Source organism: Bradyrhizobium icense, from assembly GCF_001693385.1.
GTDB lineage: Bacteria > Pseudomonadota > Alphaproteobacteria > Rhizobiales > Xanthobacteraceae > Bradyrhizobium > Bradyrhizobium icense.
Map to the genome: position 1 here is coordinate 8,136,513 of NZ_CP016428.1, position 23,970 is coordinate 8,160,482.

Below are 23,970 nucleotides of genomic sequence, written 5' to 3' on the forward strand. Positions count from 1 at the left end.
GTGAACGAGAGGGTTAATGAATGCGGCGGTACGTGCCGGTGAGCACGTCGGCCCATCCTTCGGCATCAGGCGAGAACTGGATCTTCATGGTGTAGTTGTCGTTGTCGACGATTTCGTAGACGTGGCGCGCGTTGCCGCGCAGCGAGCCGCGCACGAGAGTCAGCTTGTTGCCGACCCAGGCGCCGGAGGCCGGCGCCGGCGAATAGTAGCCGAGCGAATCGTGCCAGAATAACTTGTAGGTCCGGTCGTCGCGGTCGTAGGTGAACACGCCGTGGGTGGCGAAGGTCTCCTTGCCGTCACGCATCTGACGGGTGTCCTGGATCAGGTAGAAGCCGTTGAGATCGACGCGTGCGACGACGTGCGAGGTCGCCGGACCGCCCGCGGTCCAGCGCGACGGGTAGACCATTTCCTCGCCCGCCCACTCGCCCGCAAATACCGCGAGCCGGCGGTGTTCTTCCAACGGTGTCGGAGCGGCGAGACGGTCAGCCATCGCTAGCCTCCCTTGACGGCTTTCACGATTTTCTGTGCGGCATCGTCGAGATTGTCGGCCGGCACCACGTTGAGGCCGGATTCGCGGATGATCTGCTTGCCGGCGTCGACATTGGTGCCTTCGAGCCGTACCACCAGCGGCACTTTCAGGCCGACTTCCTTCACGGCAGCTACCACGCCTTCGGCGATGATATCGCATTTCATGATGCCGCCGAAGATGTTGACCAGGATGCCCTTCACGTTCGGGTCGGCGGTGATGATCTTGAACGCCGCAGCGACCTTCTCCTTGCTGGCGCCGCCGCCGACGTCGAGGAAGTTGGCGGGTTCCATGCCGTAGAGCTTGATGATGTCCATCGTCGCCATGGCAAGGCCTGCGCCGTTGACCATGCAGCCGATGGTGCCGTCGAGCGTCACATAGTTCAGATCGTATTTCGACGCCTCGATTTCCTTGGCGTCTTCCTCGGTCAAATCGCGCAACGACACCGCCACCTCGGGATGGCGGAACAGCGCGTTGTCGTCGAACGACACCTTGGCATCGAGTACGCGCAGCTCGCCCTGCTTGGTGACGACGAGCGGATTGATTTCCAGCATCGCCATGTCCTTGGCAACGAAGGCCGTGTAGAGCTGCGTCACCAGCTTCTCCGCCTGCTTGGCGAGATCGCTGGTAAGGTTCAGGGCCTTCGCGACCGTGCGGCCGTGATGGGCCATGATACCGGTTGCCGGATCGACCGAGAAGGTCACGATCTTCTCGGGCGTCTTGTGCGCAACGTCCTCGATGTTGACGCCGCCTTCGGTCGAGACCACGAACGCAACTTCAGACGTTTCGCGGTCGACCAGGATCGAAAGATAGAACTCCTTTTCGATGTCGGAGCCTTCCTCGATGTAGAGGCGGTTGACCTGCTTGCCCTGCGGGCCGGTCTGCACCGTGACCAGCGTCGCGCCGAGCATCTGCTTGGCGAATTCGTTGACCTCGGCGACGGATTTGGCGATGCGGACGCCGCCCTTGTCGCCGGCGGAAGCTTCCTTGAACTTGCCCTTGCCGCGGCCGCCGGCATGGATCTGGCTCTTCACCACCCAGATCGGGCCGGGAAGCTGTTTGGCAGCGGCGTCAGAATCCGAGGCTTTCAAGACAGGCACGCCGCGCGAAATCGGCACGCCGAATTCATGCAGCAGAGCCTTGGCCTGGTATTCATGGATATTCATCTGGACGCTCCCCAACCCTTAGCGGCGAGTTCTACAGTTCACCGGCATTGGTAGTTGGCATACCATATACCAATAGAACTGCAACCCTGAAAACGCTTTCGCCCCGGCAAGGAGCGAAAGCCGAGTAAAATCAACAACCCAACAGGTCGGGCGCGATCTTCTTGCAGGCGTCGACCAGGCCCTGAACCGCGCCGACCGACTTGTCGAAGGCTTCGCGATCCTTGCCGGCCAGTTCGATCTCGACGATACGCTCGACGCCCTTCGAGCCGATCACGACGGGGACGCCGACATACATGTCCTTCACGCTGTACTCGCCGTTGAGGTAGGCGGCGCAGGGCAGCACGCGCTTCTTGTCCTTCAGATAGCTCTCCGCCATCGCGATCGCCGAAGCGGCCGGCGCGTAGAAGGCCGAACCGGTCTTCAGCAGGTTGACGATCTCGGCGCCGCCATTGCGGGTGCGGTCGACGATCTCGTCGATGCGGGTCTGCGAGGTCCAGCCCATCTTGACGAGGTCGGGCAGCGGAATGCCGGCGACGGTGGAATAGCGCGTCAGCGGCACCATGGTGTCGCCGTGGCCGCCGAGCACGAAGGCGGTGACGTCTTCGACCGAGACGTTGAATTCGTCGGCCAGGAAGTAGCGAAACCGCGCGGAGTCGAGCACGCCGGCCATGCCGACCACCTTCTTGTGCGGCAGACCGGAAGCCTTCTGAAGCGCCCACACCATGGCGTCCAACGGGTTGGTAATGCAGATGACGAACGCATCGGGGGCATATTTCTTGATGCCGGCGCCGACCTGCTCCATCACCTTGAGATTGATGCTGAGGAGATCGTCGCGGCTCATGCCGGGCTTGCGCGGCACGCCGGCGGTGACGATGCAGACCTTGGCACCATCGAGCGCCTCATAGGAGTTGGCACCAGTGAGATTGGCGTCGAAACCGTCGACCGGGGAAGACTGCGCGATGTCGAGCGCCTTGCCCTGCGGCACGCCCTCGGCGATGTCGAACATCACGACGTCGCCCAGTTCCTTCAGGCCAACGAGGTGAGCCAGCGTTCCGCCGATCTGACCGGAGCCAATCAAAGCAATCTTGTCGCGCGCCATGGGAAATTTGTCCTTCTGAGACGAAGAGGGAGGGTGAATAATCAGTCGGATGGCTGGTTATCCCTTTCGATTGACCGGTTCAAGCCGGGGCATGCCCGATTCTAAGGCCGCGCCTTGAATTCGGTCAGGTATGCCAGGTGCCGCCGTCATTCCGGGCGCGCGACAGCGCGAAGTCAGGTGCGTAGTTGCGCACCGGAGAATCCAGAATTTGTGGCTTGGGATTCCGGGTTCGCGCTTCGCGCGCCCCGGAATGACCGACTACGTCTCGACCAGCCCCGTGCTCGATCCGCTTGCTGCGGAATCCTTCCGGCCGTGCGGGAGCGCCAGATAGGATTCGGAACTCATCTCGATCAGCCGTGACGCGGTCCGCTTGAACTCGTTGGCCTCAACGCCTTCGGTAGCGCCATACAGCGACACCGGATCGGCCTCGGCCGACGCCATCAGCTTCACGGCATTATCGTAGAGCGTGTCGATCAGCGAGATGAAGCGCTTGGCGGCGTTGCGCTCGGCGTAATCCATCACTGGAATGCGGTCGATCAGGATGGTGTGGTAATCATGCGCCAGCCGCAGATAGTCGGATGCGGCCAGCGGCTTTTCGCAGATGTCGGCAAAGGAAAACCGCGCCACGCCGTGCGCCGAACAGGGCACGCGCAGGACGCGGCCCTTGATCGAGATGTCGCGCGGCTTGCAGGGCGCGTTGCCGGTCATCTTGCGCCAGGCCCGATCGAGCGCGGCGCCCGCCTCATCATCCGGCGGCACCAGCCACATCTTCACGCCGGCAAGTTTCTCCAGCCGGAAATCGGTGCGTGCATCGAGCCGCAGCACGTCCATGCGACCTTCGATCTGCGAAATAAACGGCAGGAACAGCGCGCGGTTGAGACCGCCTTTGTAGAGGTCTTCGGGCGCAACGTTCGACGTCGCCACAACCACGGTGCCGAGTTCGAACAGTTTTGAGAACAATCGCCCCAGGATCATGGCATCCGCGATGTCGGTGACGTGGAATTCGTCGAAACACAACAGCCACGCTTCGTCGAAGATCGCGTTCGCCGTCAGCTCGATCACGTCGCTGTCTGCGATTTCACCGCGCGCGATGTTCTGACGATAGGCGTAGATCTTCTCATGCGCCTCGGCCATGAATTCGTGGAAATGGGCGCGGCGCTTGCGCTGGACCGGGCTCTGCTGAAAGAACAGATCCATCAGCATGGTCTTGCCGCGGCCGACCTCGCCATGAACGTAAAGCCCGCGTGGCGGCGGCTCGCTTTTGTCACCGAACAATCGGCCAAGCAGGCTCAACTTGCGCGCCGGCTTGTAGCTAGACAGCCGCTCCTCAAGCGCGGCAAGCGCCTCGGCAGCTTCCGCCTGCGCGGAATCGGCCTCGATCGCGCCGGAGGAAACCAGCGCCTGATACTGCGCGCGGAACGAGGTGGGGTCAGTCGACAGCATGGCCCCTTTCGGCCTCAAACGTGCGGAAATTGCAAGCCGCGAATTGGTGCTGGGGGTATGCACGCGAAGCCATCAGCGGAGAGGCGGCAAGCGCCCCGCCCTCACGCGCTCAGCGCATAGGAATCCTCGACCACGTAGGGCCCGCCGCCGGTGGAGGCGCGCGAGGAAAACAGCACGAAGCGCGAAGCCCAGAACGTGCGGCTCGGGAAATAGCCGCGCACCGAGAGATAATCGGCAACGTCCTGGCTGGAGGCGTCATGCAGCCGCGCCAGCGTCACATGGGGAATGAATTTGCGCCCCTCCGGATCGAGCCCGAGCCGCTGCATCAGCCGTTCGAGCTCGGCCTGCAGCTCGATCAGCGGCCGGCTCGGCTCGACGGACGCGACCACCGCGCGCGGTTTCTTGCCGCCAAAGCTCTGCAAGCCCTGCACCTTGACCTCGAACGGCTTGCGGTTCACCCGAAACAGCATCGAGGCGATTTCATTCGCCGACATGCCGTCGATATCGCCGATGAAGCGTAAGGTGACGTGGTAATTTTCGGGATCGACCCAGCGTGCGCCGGGAAGGCCGCCACGCAAATTGGAAAGGCTCTGGCCAATCTCGGCCGGAATTTCCAGTCCAGCAAACAAACGCGGCATCGCATGACTCCCGATGCTTGGGCATGACCTTGAAAAGGACCATGTCCTGTAACAGCGCCCGGCGACGAATCACCGATAGATATTTTGTATCCGACTTATGTGACTCTGCGAAGCGCGCGGCGCGAGCACTCCGCAATGCTACGGGAAAACCTTGGGGTAACCTCATTCGTTGCTGCTTTTTCAACTCCGCTGACCGGAGATCGTGCCAATAAATGCCTCCACCGTAGGCAGAATGTTCTTCACGATGATATCGACGCCCTCGGCGGTCGGATGAATTCCGTCGGCCTGGTTGAGCTTGGCCTCACTCGCAACCCCCTCCAGGAAAAATGGGTAGAGCGGCACGCCGAACGATTTGGATAGTTCCGGATAGATGGCGTTGAAGCGCGCCGCATATTCGCTGCCGTAATTGGGCGGCGCCAGCATCCCGCACAAGAGAACGGCGATCTTGCGCGCCTTCAGCCGGGTCAGGATGTCGGTCAAGGCGGCCCGAGTAATGGCGGGATCGATCCCGCGCAGCGCGTCGTTGGCGCCGAGTTCGAGGATCACCGCCTCGGTTCCCTCCGGGACCGACCAATCCAGACGGTCGCGACCGCCGGACGTGGTATCGCCGGATACTCCGGCATTGATCATGTCGACCTTTATCCCCTTGTCGCTCAACGCTTTTTGCAGGCGGGCGGGGAACGCGGCCGGCGCAGAAAGGCCAAGGCCAGCGCTCAAGGAATCGCCGAGGACGACCATTTTGACCGGTTTGGCGGATGCAGTGGCCGGGGCTTGAGCCTGTGCCAGGGCCGGCCCGGCCGTCATCAAAGCCACAATCAACACGCGTATGTGCGCAAACATCCGTTTCAAGCCCTCGACCCGAGCGGTGGAAGTGCCATATGACCGAGCCATGGACAGTCTCATCGAACCCTCTTCACTGACCGGCGTCGGGCCGGACACCATTTCCATCTCCAACGTCAACCTCTCGCTCGGCACAGGCGCCGCCCGCGTTCATATCCTGAAAGATATCAGCCTTCGTGTGGCATCCGGTGAGGCGATCGGCCTGATCGGGCCGTCAGGTTCGGGCAAATCGACCTTGCTGATGGTGATGGCGGGGTTGGAACGTCCTGACAGCGGAGAGGTGGTGGTCAACGGCACGCCGTTCAATGCCCTCGACGAGGACGCCCTCGCCCGCTTCCGCGGACGCCAGGTCGGCATCGTGTTCCAGTCGTTTCACCTGATCCCGACCATGACGGCGCTGGAAAACGTCGCCGTGCCGCTGGAGCTTGCCGGCAGTCCCGACGCGGCGGAGCGCGCGGCACAGGAACTGGCGTCGGTCGGCCTCGGCGAGCGGCTGCATCATTACCCGACCCAATTGTCCGGTGGCGAACAGCAGCGCGTGGCGCTGGCTCGCGCCCTGGCACCCGATCCCGCCATTCTGGTCGCGGACGAGCCGACCGGCAATCTCGATGAAACCACTGGCAAGCAGATCGTCGACATGCTCTTCACCAAACATGCCGAGCGCGGCATGACGCTGGTGCTGGTGACGCACGACAGCTCGCTCGCGCAGCGCTGCGACCGCGTGGTGCGGCTGCGCTCCGGCCGGATCGACGGGCACTCATGACCGCGATTTCCGGGCCGGTCTACAAGAGCCGCGCACCCTCACTGGCGCTGCGCTACGCGCTTCGCGAATTGCGTGGCGGCCTGCGTGGCTTTTACGTCTTTATTGCCTGCATCGCGCTCGGCGTCATGGCAATTGCCGGCGTTGGCTCGGTGGCGGCAAGCCTTAGCGAAGGGTTGACGCGCGAGGGACGCACCTTGCTCGGCGGCGATGTCGCGTTCTCGCTGATCCAGCGCGAAGCCAAGCCGGAGGAACTCGCTTTCCTGCGCGCGCGCGGCCAGGTGTCGGTTGCGGCCGCGCTGCGGGTGATGGCCCGCGCCAGCGACGGCAGGCTGGCGCTGGTCGAGCTCAAGGCGGTCGACGGCAACTATCCGATGCTCGGACAGTTGACGCTTGATCCTCAAATGCCGATGTCGGAGCTGCTGGCTGAACGCGACGGCGCGTTCGGCGCAGCGGTCGATTCCACGCTGCTGGCGCGGCTCGATCTCAAGCTCGGCGACCCCATCGGAATCGGCAACGCCACGTTCCAGATCCGCAGCGTGGTCGGCGCCGAGCCAGACAAGCTCGCCGGCAATGTCGGCCTGGGCCCGCGCGTTCTGGTCAGCGAAACCAGCCTGCGCGCCACCGGATTGCTGCAGCCGGGCAGCCTGGTGCGCTGGATCTACCGCGTGAAGTTGCCGGACAATGCATCCGACGAACGCGCCGCGGCCCAGTTGGTCAGCAGCGCCCGGAGCACCTTGCCGGAAGCCGGCTGGTGGATCCGCAGCCGCGACAACGCCTCGCCGCAGCTCGAACGCACCATCAACCGCTTCACCCAGTTCCTGACGCTGGTCGGCCTCGCGGCCCTTCTGGTCGGCGGCGTCGGCGTCGCCAACGCCGTCAAGAGCCATATCGATCGCCGCCGCGACGTCATCGCCTCGTTCAAGGCGCTGGGCGCCACCGGCCGCGACGTCTTCACGATCTATCTGACGCAGGTGATCCTGCTCGCCGGGATCGGGTCGGTGATCGGGCTTGCCGCCGGCGCGGCCTTGCCGTTTGTCATCGTCGGCCTGTTCGGCAAGCTACTGCCGCTGCCGGTGATTCCTGCCCTGCACGCCGACGAACTGGCGCTGTCGTTCCTCTACGGCCTGCTCACCGCGCTCGCCTTCGGGCTGTGGCCGCTAGGCCGGGTGCATGATGTCCCCGTCGCGGCATTGTTTCGCGAGGAGGTCGCCCGCGAATGGCACCGCCCGCGCTGGGGCTATCTCGCGCTGATGGCCGTGGTGATCGTACTCCTTGTCACGGTCGCGATCGGGCTGGCCTACGACAAGCGGGTCGCCGCCGTGTTCGTCGTTTCCTCGGTCGCGGTGTTTGCGCTGCTGCGTGGCGTCGCCGCCGGGCTGATGGCACTCGCCCGCCGGCTGCCCCGAAGCCGAATCACCATGCTGCGGCTGGCGATCGCCAACATCTACCGGCCCGGAGCCCTGACGCCCTCGGTCGTGATGTCGCTCGGCCTTGGGCTCGCGGTCCTGGTCACGATCACCCAGATTGACGGCAATCTGCGTCGGCAGTTCCTGGCCGCATTGCCGGAGCGTGCGCCCTCGTTCTACTTCATCGACATTCCGACCGCCGATGCCGACCGCTTCGGCGACTTCCTCAAGAAAGTGGCGCCGCAATCGACGGTGGACGATGTGCCGATGCTGCGTGGACGCATCGTCGCGGCCCGCGGCGTCAGGGCCGACGAGCTCAAGCCGTCGCAGGATACCGAATGGGTGCTGCAGAGCGACCGCGGCCTGACCTATACCAACGAAGTTCCCAAAGGCTCCAAGGTCGTCGAGGGCGAATGGTGGAACGCGGACTATAAGGGGCCGCCGCTGGTCTCGATGGAAAAGCGGATCGCGGACGGCCTCAAGCTCAAGATCGGCGACGAGATCGTGGTCAACGTGCTCGGCCGCGACATTCCGGCCCGGATCAGCAATCTCCGCAACGTCGACTGGCAGGGGCTCGGCATCAATTTCGTGCTGGTGTTCTCACCCAACGCCTTCAAGGGCGCGCCGCACAGCCATGTCGCGACCCTGTCCGAGGTCCACCCGGAGCCGGCCGGCGACGCCCGAATCATCAAGCAGGTGGCTGACGCTTTCCCGATGGTCACCAGCGTTCGGGTCCGCGAAGCTCTGGAGACCGTCGGCACCGTCGTCACCAACCTCGTGCTCGCCATCCGCGGCGCCAGCGCGGTGACGCTGATCTCGGCGATCCTGGTGCTCGGCGGCGCGCTCGCCGCCGGCCACCGCCACCGGGTCTACGACGCGGTGATCCTGAAAACGCTGGGCGCCACGCGGGTGCGGCTGCTCGGGGCCTATGCGCTGGAATACCTGATGATCGGCCTCGCCACCGCCGTGTTCGGCGTCATCGCGGGCTCGATCGCGGCCTGGCTGATCGTGACCCGGCTGATGACGCTCAGCTTCATCTGGCAGGCCGGCAGTGCGGCCGGCGTGGTGGCCGCCGCCCTGATCGTCACGGTCGGGCTGGGGCTCGCCGGAACGTTGTTGGCCCTGAACCAGAAGCCGGCCAGCGTGTTACGGAATTTGTGACAATTTGTAGCGGCGAAAGGCGGGGTTAACGCTGCATTTACGCGCAGATGGCCGGTAGAAGCGACATTCAGCCGCGCATGGAAGCTTGCGTCGAATGTGTTAGTTTCCCACATACCAGCCAGGATCAGTGGCCGGGTTCATGACGTAAGTTTAACGTCGGCAGATCGGGACATCTGAACTAAGAAATCTAACCGGCGCCGCAAACCCCTTGCGCTCCGCCGGGCAACCAACGGGAATTCGACCATGTCGGACCTAGACCGTAACTACGTATCTCCTTTCGGCCGGGCTGCCGGACGCGTTGACGCTGCGGCCGTCGATGCCGGTCTGCGCGCCTACATGCTGCGCATCTACAATTACATGAGCATCGGCCTTGCGATCACCGGCCTTGCGGCGCTCGGCGTCTACATGGCCGCGGTGACGACCGACCAGGCCGGGGCCGCCGCCAGGTTCGGCAACGCCTTCCTTACGCCGTTCGGCTACGCGATGTTTGTCAGCCCGCTGAAGTGGCTGTTCATCCTCGCGCCGCTGGCGATGGTGTTCGCGATCTCGTTCGGTATCAACCGGCTGCGGCCCGCGACAGCACAATTGCTGTTCTGGGCCTTCTCGGCGCTGATGGGCATTTCGCTGTCGTCGATCTTCCTGGTGTACACGCACACCTCGATCGTGCGGGTGTTCTTCATCACCGCGGCGACCTTCGGCGCACTGAGCCTCTACGGTTACACCACCAAGCGTGACATGAGCGGCATGGGGTCGTTCCTGTTCATGGGCCTGATCGGTGTCATCATCGCGAGCCTGGTCAACCTGTTCCTGGCAAGCTCGATGCTGCAGTTCATCGTCTCGGTGGTTGGCGTGCTGGTGTTCGCGGGCCTCACCGCCTGGGATACCCAGCGGCTGAAGAACGACTACATCTACGGCTACGCCTCTCAGGGCGGCGAGATTGCCGAGAAAGCGGCGATTACCGGTGCGCTGTCCCTCTACCTGAACTTCATCAACCTGTTCACGCTGCTGTTGCAGCTACTCGGCCAGCGCGAATAGGCGCCTACCGACCAGGTATGAGTTGAAGCCCCGGCCTCGCGGCCGGGGCTTTTCTTTTGCGCGCAGCAAAAATATCCTGCCGGCATGTCCACGCCTGAAATCCGGCCCGCCACCGAGGCCGACCTCCCTGCCATCACCGAGATCTACGAGCACGCGGTGCGCTACGGCACCGCCACGTTCGAGCTTGTCCCGCCCGACCTCGCCGAGATGACCCGGCGGTTCAAAGTCCTGTCGGATGGCGGCTTTCCCTATTTCGTCGCCGCCGAAGGCCAAGTGATCGGATACGCCTATGCCGGCCCCTACCGGCCACGGCCGGCCTACCGCTTCACGGTGGAGAATTCGGTCTATTTGAAACCGGCCACGCACCGGCGCGGCATCGGCCTGCAACTGATGCAGCGGCTGATCGCCGAATGCGAGGCGCGCGGGTACCGGCAGATGATCGCCGTCATCGGCGACTCCGCCAATGCTGGCTCGATCGGTGTTCACGCCAAATGCGGTTTCCAGATGATCGGGACGCATCCCTGTGTCGGCTTCAAGTTCGGCCGCTGGCTCGACACGGTGATGATGCAGCGCGCGCTGGGTGAAGGCGCAACGACGATCCCCACTTCGTAGTCTGGATAAAGCGTAGCGCCTCTTTGACGGTACACCCACGGGATCAGACTCAAAATCGCGAAAACAACCCCATGCAAAGTAGAATGGGCCCCGGCTCGCAGTAGCCCGGCCGATTAAACCACCGCCAGCTTGCGGTCGATTACCAGCAGCACGCGGTCCAGTTCGTGGCCGCGGCGCAGGATCAGTCCGGTCGCCGAGATCACGCTGTACATGCCCTGCTTGCGCGCGAGCCGCGGATCTTTCTCGATGCGATAGATCGGAACTTCGGAAGCGCGGCGAAAGACCGAAAACACCGCGCGGTCCTTCAGAAAGTCGATGGCATAGTCGCGCCACTCGCCATCGGCGACCATGCGCCCGTACAAATTCAGGATACGGTTGAGTTCGAGACGATTGAATGTGACGCTGCTCGGCGGCGGGACTGCAGTGGCGGCGCGCGCCACTGCGCGGCTCGCGCTCGGATCGGTGTCCTCCGATATCGGGTTCATGGAGCGCCTCCTGTCATCCAACTTACATGATTGCGCCAACCGCTGGACGCCGCAAGGGGGTTGTAAATACGAAAGAAACCGCGGCGGATCGCCGATATCCCGGAAACCAGCGATTCACGGGATCGTTAGCGGAATCTTATTGCTGCCCCACTTCCGCCCACCGCCCGCCCCGCTGAATTGCGAAAAGATAATCCTGCGTTGGCCCGGTCCTTTCGGTTCCGGATTCCTCAGCCCCCAGCCCCCCGGGGCCGTCGGGATCGGGCCTGTTCGCAGAGGGAGTTAATCCCGATACTGGGCCAACGAGAGTTGGTCCTTTTTCGTTTTGGTGACTGCTCTTGCAAATGTCACACGCGGCTCTGACTTCGCCGACCTTGCGACGCTGAAGGTGGCCTCGTAGCCCGGATGGAGCGTGGAGCTAACTAACTAGCGCAGCGCCGTCATGGCGGCGCCGAGCATCGCGCCCGGCTTGTCGCGACTGCCGTCCTGGACGTAGACAACCGCGGCATCCACGCCGTCGCGGGAAATATTTTCCAGCGGAACGGTCCAGTTTCCCGAACCGCCGCTCCAGTCGCCGACCTTCACGAGATTACGCACCACGTTGTAGTAGGTGACTTGTTGGCCGCGATTCTCGCCGCGCCCAATCGAGATCGGCACCGCCTTTGAGATCGAGCAGATCCAGACTTCGCCGCGGCCCGCCGTCGGCACCTTGCTCGCCTCTATCGAGACGTTGAGCAGTTTGCCCGACAACGTCATCTTCACCGGCACCGACATCACGCCTTCAGTCTTGCTGGTATTCTTGATGGCGCTGTCGATGGCCGCGCGATCGCTGCCGATCACCTGCACCGAGCCGTTGACGATCATCTGCGGCGTGTAGAGGTTACGATCGCCGCGCACATGCGAATAGGCTTTCTGACGCGCGCTGAAACGCGAATCCGCCAGCGTGTCCTTCCAGCCAAGATAGTCCCAATAGTCGATCGGCATGCTCAGCGCGATCACGGACGGATCCTTGGCGAGTTCGCCGACGATCTGGTCGGCCGGCGGGCACGACGAACAGCCCTGCGAGGTGAACAATTCGACCACGGCACGCGGATCGGCATGAGCCGGGCGGATGACGGCGATGATCGCGCAAACGCCGAGCGCACCGGTCCATCGCGATATGCAGTTGTAGGCCATCATCGCAGACATGCTGTGAACCGGTGGTAGCGTTTTCCGTCCGTATTTATACGGGGCATGATGTGAGCTCCTGAAAGCGTGCCCCAGACGCGCGAAAGCGGCCTTTTCATAGGCCGCCTTCTTCTTGGTCGCTACTCACTTCGAAGTGAGGCACTGATCACAAATCCGCGTTACAGCGTTTTCAAGCGAAGTGGGATTCCGGCTCGCGTAAAGAAAACGCGTCAAAACAAAAACCTGGAGCCCGGTTCTGATTCAATCAGAACCGGAAAGGCTCTAGGCCGCAAGTTTGCGCAGCACATAATGCAGAATGCCGCCATTTCGGTAGTACTCGAGCTCATCGAGGGTATCGATGCGGCAAAGCAGCGGCACGCGCTGCAGCGAACCATCGCCGGACACGATCTCGGCCGTCAGGGTCTGGCGCGGCTTCAAATCGCCCTGGAGCCCGCGAATCGTCACCGTCTCGTCGCCCTTGAGGCCCAGCGATGTCCACGACGTGCCGTCTTCGAAGGTGAGCGGCAACACGCCCATGCCGACCAGGTTGGAGCGATGGATACGCTCAAAGCTCTGGCAGATCACGGCGCGGACGCCGAGCAGACGGGTGCCCTTCGCAGCCCAGTCGCGCGAGGAGCCGTTGCCGTATTCGGCGCCGGCGAACACCACCAGCGGCACGCTCTCCTGCTGATACTTCATTGCCGCGTCGTAGATCGACATCTGCTCGCCGTCCGGCCAGTGCTTGGTAAGTCCGCCCTCCGGAATATTGCCGTCGGCGCCCTTCAGCATGAAGTTCTTGATGCGGATGTTGGCGAACGTGCCGCGCATCATGATCTCGTGATTGCCGCGCCGCGTGCCGTACTGGTTGAAGTCGGCCGGACGCACCTGATGCTCGCTCAGGAATTTACCTGCGGGAGAGGTCAGCTTGATCGAACCGGCCGGCGAGATGTGGTCGGTGGTGATCTTGTCGCCGAACAGCGCCAGGATCCGCGCATCGACGACGTCGGCGATCGGATCCGGCTGCTTCTTCATGCCCTCGAAATAGGGCGGATTCTGCACATAGGTCGAGCTCATATTCCAGCGATAGGTCTCGCTCCCGACCGTCTTGATCTTGCGCCAGTTGGTATCGCCCTTGAACACGTCGGCGTAGCGCTTCTTGAAGATCGTCGCCGTCACGAACTTCTTCATGAAGGCGTTGATCTCCTTCGCGGTCGGCCAGATATCCTTCAGGTAGACCGGCTTGCCGTCCTTGCCGGTGCCGATCGGTTCGACCGCGAGGTCCTTGGTCACCGTGCCCGCCAGCGCGTAGGCCACCACCAGCGGCGGCGACGCCAGGTAGTTCGCCTGCACGTCCGGCGAGACGCGGCCCTCAAAATTGCGGTTGCCCGAGAGCACGGCCGCGGCAACGATGCCGTTGTCGTTGATCGACTTAGAAATGTCCTCCGGCAGCGGGCCGGAATTGCCGATGCAGGTGGTGCAGCCGAAGCCGACCAGGTTGAAGCCGACCTTGTCGAGATCCTTCTGCAGGCCGGAATTGGCCAGATATTCCGCAACCACCTGGCTGCCCGGAGCGAGCGAGGTCTTCACCCACGGCTTGGCCGTCAGCCCCTTGGCGGCGGCGTTGCGCGCGAGCAGGCCCGCGCCGATCAACACGCTCGGGTTGGAGGTATTGGTGCAGGAGGTGATCGCGGCGATCACGACATCGCCATGGCCGAGATCGAAGTCGCGGCCCTCGACCGCATAGCGGTTCGACCCGCCTTCAGGCTTCTTGTATTCGCCGGCGAGCGCGGTCGCGAAGCCGGTGGAGACCGCCGGCAACGCGACGCGGCCTTCGGGGCGCTTCGGGCCAGCCATCGACGGGACGACATCCTTGAGATCGAGCGTCAGCGTTTCCGTGAATACCGGGTCGGTCGATTTCGCCGTGCGGAACAAGCCCTGCGCCTTGGCATAGGCGGCAACGAGCGTGACACGGTCGGTCTTGCGACCGGAGGTCTTGAGGTAATCGATGGTCGCGGCATCGACCGGGAAGAAGCCGCAGGTCGCGCCGTATTCCGGCGCCATGTTGCCGATGGTCGCCTTGTCCGCGACCGAGAGATAGTCGAGGCCGGGGCCGAAGAACTCGACGAACTTGCCGACCACGCCCTGCTTGCGCAGCATCTGGGTCACCGTCAGCACGAGGTCGGTCGCGGTGACGCCTTCCTTGAGCTGGCCCTTCAGCTTGAAGCCGACGACTTCTGGCAGCAGCATCGACAGCGGCTGGCCGAGCATGCAGGCTTCCGCCTCGATGCCGCCGACGCCCCAGCCGAGCACGGCGAGGCCGTTGACCATGGTGGTGTGCGAGTCGGTACCGACCAGCGAATCCGGATAGGCGACTTCGAAGGTGCCGGTCTTCTTGCCGACCGTCATCTTCTCTTTCTTGGTCCACACCGTCTGTGCGAGATATTCGAGATTGACCTGGTGGCAGATGCCGGTGCCAGGCGGCACCACGGAGAAATTCGAGAACGCCTTCTGGCCCCACTTCAGGAACTCGTAGCGTTCCTGGTTCTGCTTGTATTCCTCGACGACGTTCTTGCCGAACGCCTTGTTGTCGCCGAAGAAATTGACGATGACCGAGTGGTCGATCACGAGGTCGACCGGCACCAGCGGGTTGATCTTTTCGGCGTCGCCGCCGAGCGCCTGCATCGCGTTGCGCATCGCGGCAAGATCGACCACCGCCGGCACGCCGGTGAAATCCTGCATCAAGACGCGCGCCGGACGGAACGCCACTTCATGCTCGAGCTTGCGCTTCCTGAGCCACTTCGAAACCGCGACGATGTCTTCTTTCTTGACCGTGCGGCCGTCCTCGTTGCGCAGCAGGTTTTCCAAGAGCACCTTCATCGAATAGGGCAGCTTGGCAATTCCCTTCAGACCGTTCTTCTCGGCGGTGGGCAGGCTGTAATACACGTAGGTCTTGCTGCCGACCTTGAGGGTCTTGCGGCATTTGAAGCTGTCGAGCGAGGTCATGTCAGGGAATCCCAAATTCTAGTTATACCCGGCAAGGGTATTTAAACACCTTCAGCGTGAGGCTTGGCCTGATGGCTTGCAGCCGCCGATCGTGTGCTGCATCAAGTTCCGGGCTTATAGAATCTTTCTAGAAGCGCCGCCACACCGACAAACGTGCTGCAGCAATGCGGTACCCACAAATTCCGACGCGGTACCCATCAATTTCAGAGGGCTGTGACGAAGCAAAATGCGGCTCTCGGGGCGCCAAATCGACTGTATCAGGGGTGGCCGCGGCGTGTTCTCAGGCCTCGATTTCGAAGCCGCTTCTGGCGAGGTGCTGGCCGTGGTTGGCCCGAACGGCTCCGGCAAAACCTCGCTGCTGCGTCTGATCGCGGGTCTCCTGGTGCCGGCGGGCGGGTCAGTCGAGCTGGAGGGCGGTGATGCCGAGCTGACCCTGCCGGAACAATCCCACTATCTCGGCCATCGCGATGCGCTGAAACCTGCACTGAGCGTGCTCGAAAACCTGTCGTTCTGGCGGGATTTTCTGGGCGGCGAGACCGGCGACGTCAACCCATGCCTCGCCGCCGTGGGACTCGGCCACGCCACCTATCTGCCGGCGGCTTATCTCTCGGCCGGCCAGCGGCGGCGGCTTTCGATCGCGCGCCTGCTGGCGGTGCGCCGGCCGGTCTGGCTATTGGACGAGCCGACCTCGGCGCTCGACACTGCCGGACAGGAAATATTCGTGGGCGTCATGCGGGAGCATTTGGCCAGCGGCGGGATCATTGTTGCGGCGACGCATGCCCCGCTCGGGATCGAAGCGAGGGAACTGCGGATGGGGGGTGGGAAGTGACGGTGCCCGCTATGGTCCCGCTTGTTCGCTTGACGCGCGCCTCCCCATGACCGCCTTGGCCGCGCTGATTCGCCGGGACATCAAGATCGCGCTCCGTGTCGGCGGCGGGGCGCTGATCGGGGTGCTGTTTTTCCTCACCGTTACCGTGCTGATGCCGTTTGCGATCGGGCCCGATCTGCCGCTATTGACCCGGCTCGGCCCCGCAATCCTCTGGCTTGGCGCGCTCTTAGCCAGCCTGCTCACGCTCGACCGGCTCTTCACAGCCGACCATGAGGACGGCTCGCTCGACCTGGTTGTAATGGGCCGGACACCGCTGGAACTCGCCTGTGCGGCGAAAGCGCTGGCGCATTGGCTCGCTGCCGGTGTACCGCTGATCGTGGCGACGCCCGTGCTCGGGCTGTTGCTCAACCTCGACGCCGCGGCGACGTCGGCGGTGGCGCTGACCCTGCTGGTGGGAACGCCGGCGCTGACGTTTACCGGCATGATCGGCGCGGCGCTCGCCGTGACATTACACCGCGGCGGCCTCTTGCTCGCGGTGCTGGTGCTTCCGCTATCTATCCCGGTGCTGATCTTCGGCGTTGCAGCCTCGCAGGCGGCCATTACCGGCCCGCTGTCGTTTGGAACTCCGTTTTCGATCCTTTGCGCGCTCTCGCTGGTCAGTTTCGTGGTCGGACCGTTTGCCGCTGCGGCCAGCCTGCGGCACGGTCTGGACTGAATTTGTTGACGCCGATCAACTCTGGCGGAGGCGATGTGAAACAAACCATGCCGCATTGCCTGCCCCGCCGCTGACGACTATCAGGATGCCATGACGCTGATCGACCTCGCCAATCCCTCGAAATTTCTCGCGCTGACGGCGCGCGTGTTGCCGTGGCTGGCAGGCGCGACCGCGATCCTTTTGCTGGTCGGTTTCTATCAGTCGGCGACGGCTCCCGACGATTACCAGCAGGGCGCTACCGTCAAGATCATGTTCATCCACGTGCCGAATGCGTGGCTTTCGATGTTTGTGTGGGGCGTCATGAGCATAGCCGCGCTGGGCACGCTGGTATGGCGCCATCCGCTGGCCGACGTTGCGGCCAAGGCCGCCGCGCCGATCGGCGCGGCATTCACGTTTCTCGCGCTGGTCACCGGCTCGCTGTGGGGACGGCCGATGTGGGGCACCTATTGGGAATGGGATGCGCGGCTGACGTCGGTGTTGATCCTGTTCCTGATGTATCTCGGGCTGATGGCGCTGTGGCGCGCGGTGGACGATCCCTCACGGGCGGCGCGGGCCGCAGCCGTCCTGACGCTGGTCGGCGCAATCAATCTCCCGATCATCAAGTTCTCGGTCGATTGGTGGAACACGCTGCATCAGCCAGCGTCCGTGATGCGGATGGGCGGCCCCTCCCTCGACAACGCATTCCTGATTCCCCTGCTCGTGATGGCAGTCGGATTCTCGTTTTTGTTCGTCACGCTGCACCTGGCGGCCATGCGCAACGAGATCCTGCGCCGCCGCGTGCGCAGCTTGCAGATGATGCAAGCCAGCCAACAGGCGGCATGACGCGATGTCGCTCGGCCCCTACACATCCTTTATCGTGACCTCCTACACGCTGGTGGCGGCGGTCGTGCTGCTTCTGATCTTCTGGATCGCGCTCGACTATCGTCATCAAAAGGAACGCCTGCGCGAACTCGAGGCCTCTGGCGTAACCAGACGCTCCGGCCGCCAGACGGCGGACATTTGATGAGTGCGCCCGCAACATCGGATCAACCGCGCAGCCGCCGCTGGGTCGTCGCGCTGCCGCTGATCGGCTTTCTCGCGGTCGCTGGACTGTTCCTGCTGCGGCTCTACGGCGGCGACCCGTCAAAGATCCCTTCCGCGCTGATCGGCCAGCCGGCGCCGCAAACAATGTTGCCGGCGCTGGAGGGCCTCGTCCATAACGGCGTCCCCGTCCCTGGGCTCGACCCGGCCGTGTTCAAGGGCAAGGTCTCCGTCGTCAATGTCTGGGCGTCCTGGTGCGTGCCATGCCACGACGAGGCGCCGTTGTTGACCGCGCTGGCAAAGGACACACGGCTGCAGATCGTCGGCATCAACTACAAGGACTCTCCTGATAACGCCCGCCGCTTCCTCGGCCGCTACGGCAATCCGTTTGTCGCCGTCGGCGCCGACAGCAACGGCCGCGGCTCGATCGAATGGGGCGTCTATGGCGTGCCCGAAACCTTCGTGGTCGGCCGCGACGGCACCATCCGCTACAAGCTGGTCGGGCCGGTGACGCCGGCCAATCTCGACAGCGTGCTGAAGGTCGAAATCGAGAAGGCGTTGAAGTGATGACGTAGTCGTCATTCCGGGATGGTCCGAAGGACCAGACCTCAGATGCGCAATTGCGCATCGGGGAATCTCGAGATTCTCAGGGGCGCAAGGGGCACCCCATAGTTCGCGCTTCGCGCGCCCCGGAATGACAAAACAAATAATTTTCGCTTTTATCTATCGTTCATTTCGCGGCCATGGCGCCGCCACGAATTCGCAGCTAGCTTTGGTGCGTTACTTGAACCGTCCTGGGAGGGACACCCATATGCGTCATTTCACGCTCGCTTCTCTTCTCGCCACCGCGCTGACCTTGGGCATGCTGACGGCCAACCCGTCGATGGCCCAGACCGCGCAGCCCGCGCCTAAATCCGACAGCAAGATGGCTCCCGCGCCGAAGGCCTCGGAGTCGAAGATGGCGCCGGCGCCGAAGGCCGAGCTGCTGGACATCAATTCGGCGACCGCCGAGCAGCTCGATGCGCTGCCAGGCGTCGGCAAGGCCTATTCGGAGAAGATCATCAAGGGCCGCCCGTACAAGGGCAAGGACGAGCTGGTGCACAAGAGCATCGTCCCGCAGGCGACCTACGACAAGATCAAGGACAAGATCATCGCCAAGCAGAAGAGCTGAAACTCTTTCTTTCACCTCTCCCCGCGCTTTGCGGCCGCAAGAGCGGGGCGAGGGAGAAGGAAGCTTCGCTGCTCGCGATCACCCCTTGCTCACGTCGCCTGCTTCCGCTTCGCTCGCTTCCAGCGAAGCCGGCTCCAGATGGTAGCGCTTGATCAGCGGCATTTGCGTCACGGCAAACAGCATCGTCAGCGGCACCATGCCGAAGACCTTGAAGGCGACCCAGAAGTCGGTGCTTTGCGTGCGCCAGATGATCTCGTTCAGCACCGCCATCGCGAAGAACCACCACGCCCAGCGCGCGGTCAGGATGCGCCAGCCGTGCGGGGTGAGATTGAACATCTGGTCGAACATGATGGCGATGAAGGAGCGGCCGAACAGCAGGCCGCCGCCGAGAATGGCGGCGAACAGCGTGTAGACGATGGTCGGCTTCATCTTGATGAAAGTCTCGTCATGCAGGATCAGCGTCAGCGCGCCGAACACGACGACGACGACCGCAGTGACGATCGCCATCATCGGCACATGCCGCGTCACCATGTAAGACGCGATCATCGCAGCCACCACCGCCACCATGAATACGCCGGTGGCGACGAAAAGGTTGGACTTGGCATTGGCGACGAAGAAGATGAGCAAGGGGCCAAGCTCGGTCGCAAGCTTGAACAGCGGATGCGGTACTTTCTTGTCCATTACTCGATTCCTGCGATCGCGTTTGCAAAGTCCCGCGCGGTGAACGGCGCGAGATCGTCGACGCCTTCGCCGACACCGATGAAGTGCACCGGCAGTTTGAACTTCTCCGCCAGAGCCACCAGAATCCCGCCGCGCGCCGTACCGTCGAGTTTCGTCATGACGAGCCCGGTGACACCAGCGGTACGATGAAACGCCTCGACCTGCGACAGCGCATTTTGTCCCACCGTAGCGTCGAGCACGAGCAGCACCGCATGCGGGGCTGACGCATCGACCTTCTTGATGACTCGAACCACCTTTTCGAGCTCGTTCATCAGTTCGGCCTTGTTCTGCAGGCGGCCAGCCGTATCGACCAGCAGCACGTCGAGCTTCTGTTCTTTCGCCGCGCTCAGCGCATTGAAGGCAAGGCTTGCCGAATCCGAGCCTTGCGCGCCCGCAATGACCGGCGATTTGGTGCGCTCGCCCCAGACCTTGAGCTGTTCGATTGCGGCGGCACGGAACGTATCGCCGGCCGCCAGCATCACCTTGCGGCCCTCGGTGCTCAGTTTCGCTGCCAGCTTGCCGATGGTGGTGGTCTTGCCAGAACCGTTGACGCCGACCACGAGGATGACGAACGGCTTTTGCGCCGCGTCGATCTCCAGCGGCTTTGCCACCGGCGTCAGCACCTTCTCGACCTCGGTCGCGACGACCGTCTTGACCTCGTCAGCGGAAATCGCCTTGTCATAGCGGCCGGCGCCGACGGCGTCCGCGATCCGCACCGCGACAGCGGTGCCGAGATCGGCGCGCAGCAGCACATCCTCGATATCGTCGAGCATGGCGCGGTCGAGCTTGCGCTTGGTGACGAGGTCGGCGACGGCGGACCCGAGCGAACTCGACGTCCGTTTCAGGCCGCTAGACAGCCGCCGCCACCAGCTCAGTTTGGGAGTTCCGGGAGTGGTATCGCTCATGTCGGGGACGTGTTAGCGGTTTCGCGCCATGAGCGGAAGTCACAACAAATCCTTTGCTGTTCCCAGGACATCCTTTGATGTTCCCCGGACATCGCTTGATGTCCGTGGCCTAACGGCAGACGAAATCCTGGCCCGCGTGCTCCATCGCGACGGGCTGATGCTGGTGATCGACAAACCGGCCGGCCTGCCGGTACATCGCGGCCCCAAGGGCGGCGCCAATCTGGAAGCCTCCTTCGATGCCTTGAGATTTGGCCTGCCGCGGCCGCCGGTGCTGGCCCACCGGCTCGACAAGGACACGTCAGGCTGTCTCGTGCTGGGACGCCATCGCAAGGCCACCGCCTCGCTCGGCCTGTTGTTCAAGCACGGCAAAGTCGGAAAGGCTTATTGGGCCGTGGTCGAGGGCGGACCTGCCGAGAATGAAGGCACCATCGATATGCCATTGGGTCGCCTGAACGCCGAGCGCGGCTGGTGGCAGAAGCCGGACCCGGAGGGTCAGAAGGCCATTACCACCTGGAAAGTGCTCGGCCGCGGCGACGGCCTTGCCTGGCTGGCGCTGGAACCGGTCACCGGCCGCACCCACCAATTGCGCGTACACACGTCGGCGATGGGATGGCCGATCGTCGGCGACAATATCTACGGTAACGGCCCGAGGTTCGGCGAGCCGATCCTGCATCTGCATTCCCGCGAGATCGTGGTTCCGATTTCGAAGAACAAGGAGCCGATACGCGTAGTGGCGCCGGCGCCGGAGCATATGCGCGAGCGGCTCAGGAAGTGCGGGTGGAACGGGGAGTGACCTCTTCCCTTCTCCCCTTGTGGGAGAAGGTGGATCGCTGACGCGCAGCGGCAGCGAGACGGATGAGGGGTCTGTCTCCGCGGAGAGAACCCCTCATCCGGCGCTGCGCGCGCTGCGCATGCAGCGCCAGGGCATCAGCCGTTGGCATCCGGACCCAGCGGGCGAGTGCGACCGCGTCGAGGCCATCGGAGGCGGCTAGGTAGGAGATTTTAGAACTAAGGTCCGGGATGTTGAACTTCCCGAAAGGAACGTAAGCTATCCTCCGCCCTCGCTGGCCTCTCGCCAGCTTGCCCGTCCTATGCGAATGTCCACAAATGCCTGATGTGAATCCGGATATTTTGGTTTGGGCGCGTGAGACCGCAGGTCTTACGTCGGAGGAGGCTGTAAAAAGGCTAGGCCTGAATTCAAATAAGAACATGAGCGCCGCCGAAAAGCTGGCCGCCTACGAGAAAGGTGTGCTGAGCCCGTCACGGCCTTTGCTGCTCAAGATGTCGCAGCAGTATCGCCGTCCTCTTGTAGCATTTTATATGAAGGACAGACCGGCGCAGGGGACGCGCCCGGAGGATTTTCGAAACATCCCTGATCGAGACCCGTCCTCCGACATTCTGATTTCCGTCCTCGTTCGGAATGTGAGAGCGAGACAATCAGCAGTCAGGGAAATCCTTGTAGATGAGGAATCGGCTCCGCTGGAGTTCGTTGCGTCCAAATCAATCAAGGATGGTCCCGACGCAGTAATTAAGAACATCATCGAGGTCACAGGAATTAAGCGAGAGGAGTTTCGGGCGAAAGCAACTCCGGAGCTGGCCTTCGCTTACCTCAGAGCAAAGATCGAAGCCGTTGGTGTCTTTGTTCTGTTGATCGGCAACTTGGGCAGTCATCACACGGCTATCGATGCAGAGTCATTCAGAGGATTCGCTCTCGCCGACAAAATCGCGCCGTTTGTTGTTGTGAATGACCAAGACGCTAGGACTGCATGGTCATTTACACTGTTGCACGAGTTGGCGCACATCTGGCTAGGTGCAAGCGGCATCAGTGGTAAGGTTTCTGACGTCGAGACCGAGAAGTTTTGCAACACTGTTGCCAACCTCTTCTTTCTTTCGGATGGCGAACTAGACGAACTGAAAATTACAAAGAATACGTCGCTTCAAGAAGCGATCTCAGCCATCGCAGAGTTCGCTAGGAAGCGACATGTAAGCGGGTCAATGGTCGCTTATGGTCTCCTGCGAAAGGGGCGCATTACTGTTGAAACTTGGCGCGCCATCACACATTTTTTCGCTGCGCAATGGCGGAAAAGCCGAGATGACCAAAAGCAGCGAGACCAAGATTCGACAGGACCCAGCTACTACGTTGTGCGGCGTCACCGTCTGGGCCGCGCCCTCATGCATACTGTCTCCAGAGCGCTCGGCGAGGGTACTCTGAGCCACACTCGGGCAAGTCAAATCCTAGGTGTGAAGCCGCGAAGCGTTTCTCCGCTCCTCAACGATGAGCCCATGAATGGCAGAGCGGCTTGAGCATGTTGTATTTGCTCGATGCAAACGTGCTCATTACCGCTCACACCCTTTATTATCCCGTCGATAGCGTGCCTGAATTTTGGAGCTGGCTGGCCCATCAAGGAGCTGCTGGCAAACTGAAAATCCCTATCGAGAATTTCGAAGAGGTGAAAGACGGAGGCACCGACGACGAGAAGGACCTGCTCTTCGCTTGGATTTCGGACAAGGACGTTCGGGACGCAATCGTATTCGACGCGCAAAGTGACCCGGCAACAGTGGCGGATGTGATTAGTCGCGGTTACGCCCCTGATCTTACAGAAGACGAACTCCTTACGCTCGGGCGAGACCCATTTCTCATTTCGTATGCTCTAGCTTCTCCGAAGGATCGATGCGTCGTTACTACGGAGGTTTCTAAACCGAAGCGGGTTCGACAGAACCGGCATATTCCAGATGTTTGCAACACTCTCGGCGTTTTATGGTGCGACACCTTCAAGATGACAAAGGCGCTTGGTTTCAAAACGGGATGGAAGCCATAGGCTTCAAGTCTTCGCGATCCTAGGTCATTTTGTACGGTAAGCGTCCAACAGTTCTTCGAAGGTCATGTCATTAGGTTCGAGAGACCGCCCGATCAGTGCCTTCGTTAATGCACGGCACATCGGGTAGCTGTTTGACCCTAGCGCCCTGAATTCCTCGACTTTAGCGAACTCGCGAAGCACAGCAGCTAGATCGAAGCCTTGCATCGCCAGATCAATAGCCGTTTCAAGCATCAGGCGGACGCGTTGGCTGTCATTCATTTCCTCCCATTGCAGGTAGGATGCGCCAATAGGGTCGCCCCACATGCCACCTTTGGTGTCCGGCCGGTATTCCCCTTGAGCAGCCACACGAACTTCGCGAGTAGAGTCGTTAGTCCAAACGACCGCATTCTTGGCACTTATCATTCAATGGGTCCTTCCGTTTGCGAATCGCCTCTCCACGGTGGCACAATT

Annotated in this window: 25 protein-coding genes; 13 read left to right on the forward strand and 12 right to left on the reverse strand. The window is 62.4% G+C overall.

Going from position 1 to position 23,970, the window contains the following annotated elements; all coding sequences use genetic code 11:
- Window positions 1-13 precede the first annotated feature (13 nt).
- The 6 genes from LMTR13_RS37660 to LMTR13_RS37685 form a co-directional block, all read right to left on the reverse strand.
- Window positions 14-490 (reverse strand): DUF1579 family protein, encoded by a 477-nt coding sequence (locus LMTR13_RS37660; RefSeq protein WP_065732146.1) that lies wholly within the window; start codon window positions 488-490, stop codon window positions 14-16.
- A gap of 2 nt (window positions 491-492) precedes the next feature.
- Window positions 493-1,692, reverse strand: coding sequence for an ADP-forming succinate--CoA ligase subunit beta (sucC, locus tag LMTR13_RS37665; protein WP_065732147.1), 1,200 nt, complete (start codon window positions 1,690-1,692; stop codon window positions 493-495).
- A gap of 130 nt (window positions 1,693-1,822) precedes the next feature.
- On the reverse strand, window positions 1,823-2,791 hold the full coding sequence (gene mdh, locus LMTR13_RS37670) for a malate dehydrogenase (protein WP_065732148.1): 969 nt from the start codon (window positions 2,789-2,791) through the stop codon (window positions 1,823-1,825).
- Between the two features lie 258 nt (window positions 2,792-3,049).
- Window positions 3,050-4,234, reverse strand: coding sequence for a cell division protein ZapE (zapE, locus tag LMTR13_RS37675; protein ID WP_065732149.1), 1,185 nt, complete (start codon window positions 4,232-4,234; stop codon window positions 3,050-3,052).
- A gap of 101 nt (window positions 4,235-4,335) precedes the next feature.
- On the reverse strand, window positions 4,336-4,872 hold the full coding sequence (gene thpR, locus LMTR13_RS37680; protein WP_065732150.1) for an RNA 2',3'-cyclic phosphodiesterase: 537 nt from the start codon (window positions 4,870-4,872) through the stop codon (window positions 4,336-4,338).
- 180 nt (window positions 4,873-5,052) lie between these two features.
- Window positions 5,053-5,763, reverse strand: coding sequence for an arylesterase (locus LMTR13_RS37685; RefSeq protein ID WP_197521194.1), 711 nt, complete (start codon window positions 5,761-5,763; stop codon window positions 5,053-5,055).
- Here LMTR13_RS37685 and LMTR13_RS37690 point away from each other — a divergent pair.
- From LMTR13_RS37690 to LMTR13_RS37705, 4 genes are all read left to right on the forward strand, one after another.
- Complete coding sequence (locus tag LMTR13_RS37690) at window positions 5,762-6,475, forward strand: ABC transporter ATP-binding protein (RefSeq protein ID WP_065732152.1); 714 nt, start codon at window positions 5,762-5,764, stop codon at window positions 6,473-6,475. The genes LMTR13_RS37685 and LMTR13_RS37690 overlap by 2 nt on opposite strands.
- Window positions 6,472-9,042, forward strand: coding sequence for an ABC transporter permease (locus LMTR13_RS37695; protein WP_065732153.1), 2,571 nt, complete (start codon window positions 6,472-6,474; stop codon window positions 9,040-9,042). Before LMTR13_RS37690 ends, LMTR13_RS37695 begins: the two co-directional genes overlap by 4 nt.
- 243 nt (window positions 9,043-9,285) lie before the next feature.
- Window positions 9,286-10,077 carry a Bax inhibitor-1/YccA family protein gene (locus LMTR13_RS37700; protein ID WP_065732154.1) on the forward strand — a complete coding sequence of 264 codons (792 nt, stop codon included), beginning with the start codon at window positions 9,286-9,288 and terminating at the stop codon, window positions 10,075-10,077.
- An 84-nt stretch (window positions 10,078-10,161) separates the two neighbouring features.
- Window positions 10,162-10,689: a GNAT family N-acetyltransferase gene (locus LMTR13_RS37705; RefSeq protein WP_065732155.1), complete on the forward strand. Its 528-nt coding sequence runs from the start codon at window positions 10,162-10,164 to the stop codon at window positions 10,687-10,689.
- Between the two features lie 113 nt (window positions 10,690-10,802).
- On the opposite strand, the gene LMTR13_RS37710 is transcribed toward LMTR13_RS37705, so the two are convergent.
- The 3 genes from LMTR13_RS37710 to acnA all read right to left on the reverse strand — a co-directional run bounded on the left by LMTR13_RS37710 (window position 10,803) and on the right by acnA (window position 15,341).
- The gene (locus LMTR13_RS37710; RefSeq protein WP_065732156.1) at window positions 10,803-11,174 is read right to left on the reverse strand and encodes a DUF2794 domain-containing protein; all 372 of its coding nucleotides are present in this window, start codon (window positions 11,172-11,174) and stop codon (window positions 10,803-10,805) included.
- 423 nt (window positions 11,175-11,597) lie between these two features.
- Window positions 11,598-12,359, reverse strand: a complete 762-nt coding sequence (locus LMTR13_RS37715; protein ID WP_065732157.1) for a DUF1223 domain-containing protein — start codon at window positions 12,357-12,359, stop codon at window positions 11,598-11,600.
- 261 nt (window positions 12,360-12,620) lie between these two features.
- Window positions 12,621-15,341: an aconitate hydratase AcnA gene (gene acnA / locus LMTR13_RS37720; RefSeq protein ID WP_065732158.1), complete on the reverse strand. Its 2,721-nt coding sequence runs from the start codon at window positions 15,339-15,341 to the stop codon at window positions 12,621-12,623.
- Between the two features lie 226 nt (window positions 15,342-15,567).
- Here acnA and ccmA point away from each other — a divergent pair, with 226 nt between their 5' ends.
- The 6 genes from ccmA (at window position 15,568) to LMTR13_RS37750 (ending at window position 19,076) form a co-directional block, all read left to right on the forward strand.
- Entirely contained in the window at window positions 15,568-16,170 is a 603-nt protein-coding gene (gene ccmA, locus LMTR13_RS37725) for a heme ABC exporter ATP-binding protein CcmA (RefSeq protein WP_065732159.1), read from the forward strand.
- A gap of 46 nt (window positions 16,171-16,216) precedes the next feature.
- A complete protein-coding gene (ccmB, locus tag LMTR13_RS37730; protein WP_065732160.1) occupies window positions 16,217-16,885 on the forward strand; it encodes a heme exporter protein CcmB in 669 nt (222 codons plus the stop codon).
- Between the two features lie 90 nt (window positions 16,886-16,975).
- Window positions 16,976-17,707, forward strand: a complete 732-nt coding sequence (locus LMTR13_RS37735) for a heme ABC transporter permease (protein ID WP_065732161.1) — start codon at window positions 16,976-16,978, stop codon at window positions 17,705-17,707.
- 4 nt (window positions 17,708-17,711) lie between these two features.
- Entirely contained in the window at window positions 17,712-17,888 is a 177-nt protein-coding gene (gene ccmD, locus LMTR13_RS37740) for a heme exporter protein CcmD (protein ID WP_065732162.1), read from the forward strand.
- The gene (locus tag LMTR13_RS37745; RefSeq protein ID WP_065732163.1) at window positions 17,888-18,472 is read left to right on the forward strand and encodes a DsbE family thiol:disulfide interchange protein; all 585 of its coding nucleotides are present in this window, start codon (window positions 17,888-17,890) and stop codon (window positions 18,470-18,472) included. The genes ccmD and LMTR13_RS37745 overlap by 1 nt, the downstream gene beginning before the upstream one ends.
- A 244-nt stretch (window positions 18,473-18,716) precedes the next feature.
- On the forward strand, window positions 18,717-19,076 hold the full coding sequence (locus LMTR13_RS37750) for a ComEA family DNA-binding protein (protein ID WP_065732164.1): 360 nt from the start codon (window positions 18,717-18,719) through the stop codon (window positions 19,074-19,076).
- 78 nt (window positions 19,077-19,154) lie between these two features.
- On the opposite strand, the gene LMTR13_RS37755 is transcribed toward LMTR13_RS37750, so the two are convergent.
- Together LMTR13_RS37755 and ftsY are read right to left on the reverse strand one after the other, a co-directional pair.
- The gene (locus LMTR13_RS37755; RefSeq protein WP_065732165.1) at window positions 19,155-19,757 is read right to left on the reverse strand and encodes a septation protein A; all 603 of its coding nucleotides are present in this window, start codon (window positions 19,755-19,757) and stop codon (window positions 19,155-19,157) included.
- The gene (ftsY, locus tag LMTR13_RS37760) at window positions 19,757-20,701 is read right to left on the reverse strand and encodes a signal recognition particle-docking protein FtsY (RefSeq protein ID WP_065732166.1); all 945 of its coding nucleotides are present in this window, start codon (window positions 20,699-20,701) and stop codon (window positions 19,757-19,759) included. The genes LMTR13_RS37755 and ftsY overlap by 1 nt, the downstream gene beginning before the upstream one ends.
- Before the next feature lie 157 nt (window positions 20,702-20,858).
- Between ftsY and LMTR13_RS37765 the strand changes: the two genes are divergently transcribed.
- The 3 genes from LMTR13_RS37765 to LMTR13_RS37780 all read left to right on the forward strand — a co-directional run bounded on the left by LMTR13_RS37765 (window position 20,859) and on the right by LMTR13_RS37780 (window position 23,520).
- Window positions 20,859-21,494: an RluA family pseudouridine synthase gene (locus tag LMTR13_RS37765; RefSeq protein ID WP_236843526.1), complete on the forward strand. Its 636-nt coding sequence runs from the start codon at window positions 20,859-20,861 to the stop codon at window positions 21,492-21,494.
- A 314-nt stretch (window positions 21,495-21,808) separates the two neighbouring features.
- Window positions 21,809-23,005, forward strand: coding sequence for an ImmA/IrrE family metallo-endopeptidase (locus LMTR13_RS37775; RefSeq protein WP_065732168.1), 1,197 nt, complete (start codon window positions 21,809-21,811; stop codon window positions 23,003-23,005).
- Between the two features lie 2 nt (window positions 23,006-23,007).
- The gene (locus LMTR13_RS37780) at window positions 23,008-23,520 is read left to right on the forward strand and encodes a DUF4411 family protein (protein WP_065732169.1); all 513 of its coding nucleotides are present in this window, start codon (window positions 23,008-23,010) and stop codon (window positions 23,518-23,520) included.
- 24 nt (window positions 23,521-23,544) lie between these two features.
- Here LMTR13_RS37780 and LMTR13_RS37785 read toward each other — a convergent pair whose 3' ends face one another.
- Window positions 23,545-23,922, reverse strand: coding sequence for a hypothetical protein (locus LMTR13_RS37785; protein ID WP_065732170.1), 378 nt, complete (start codon window positions 23,920-23,922; stop codon window positions 23,545-23,547).
- Between the last annotated feature and the right edge of the window lie 48 nt (window positions 23,923-23,970).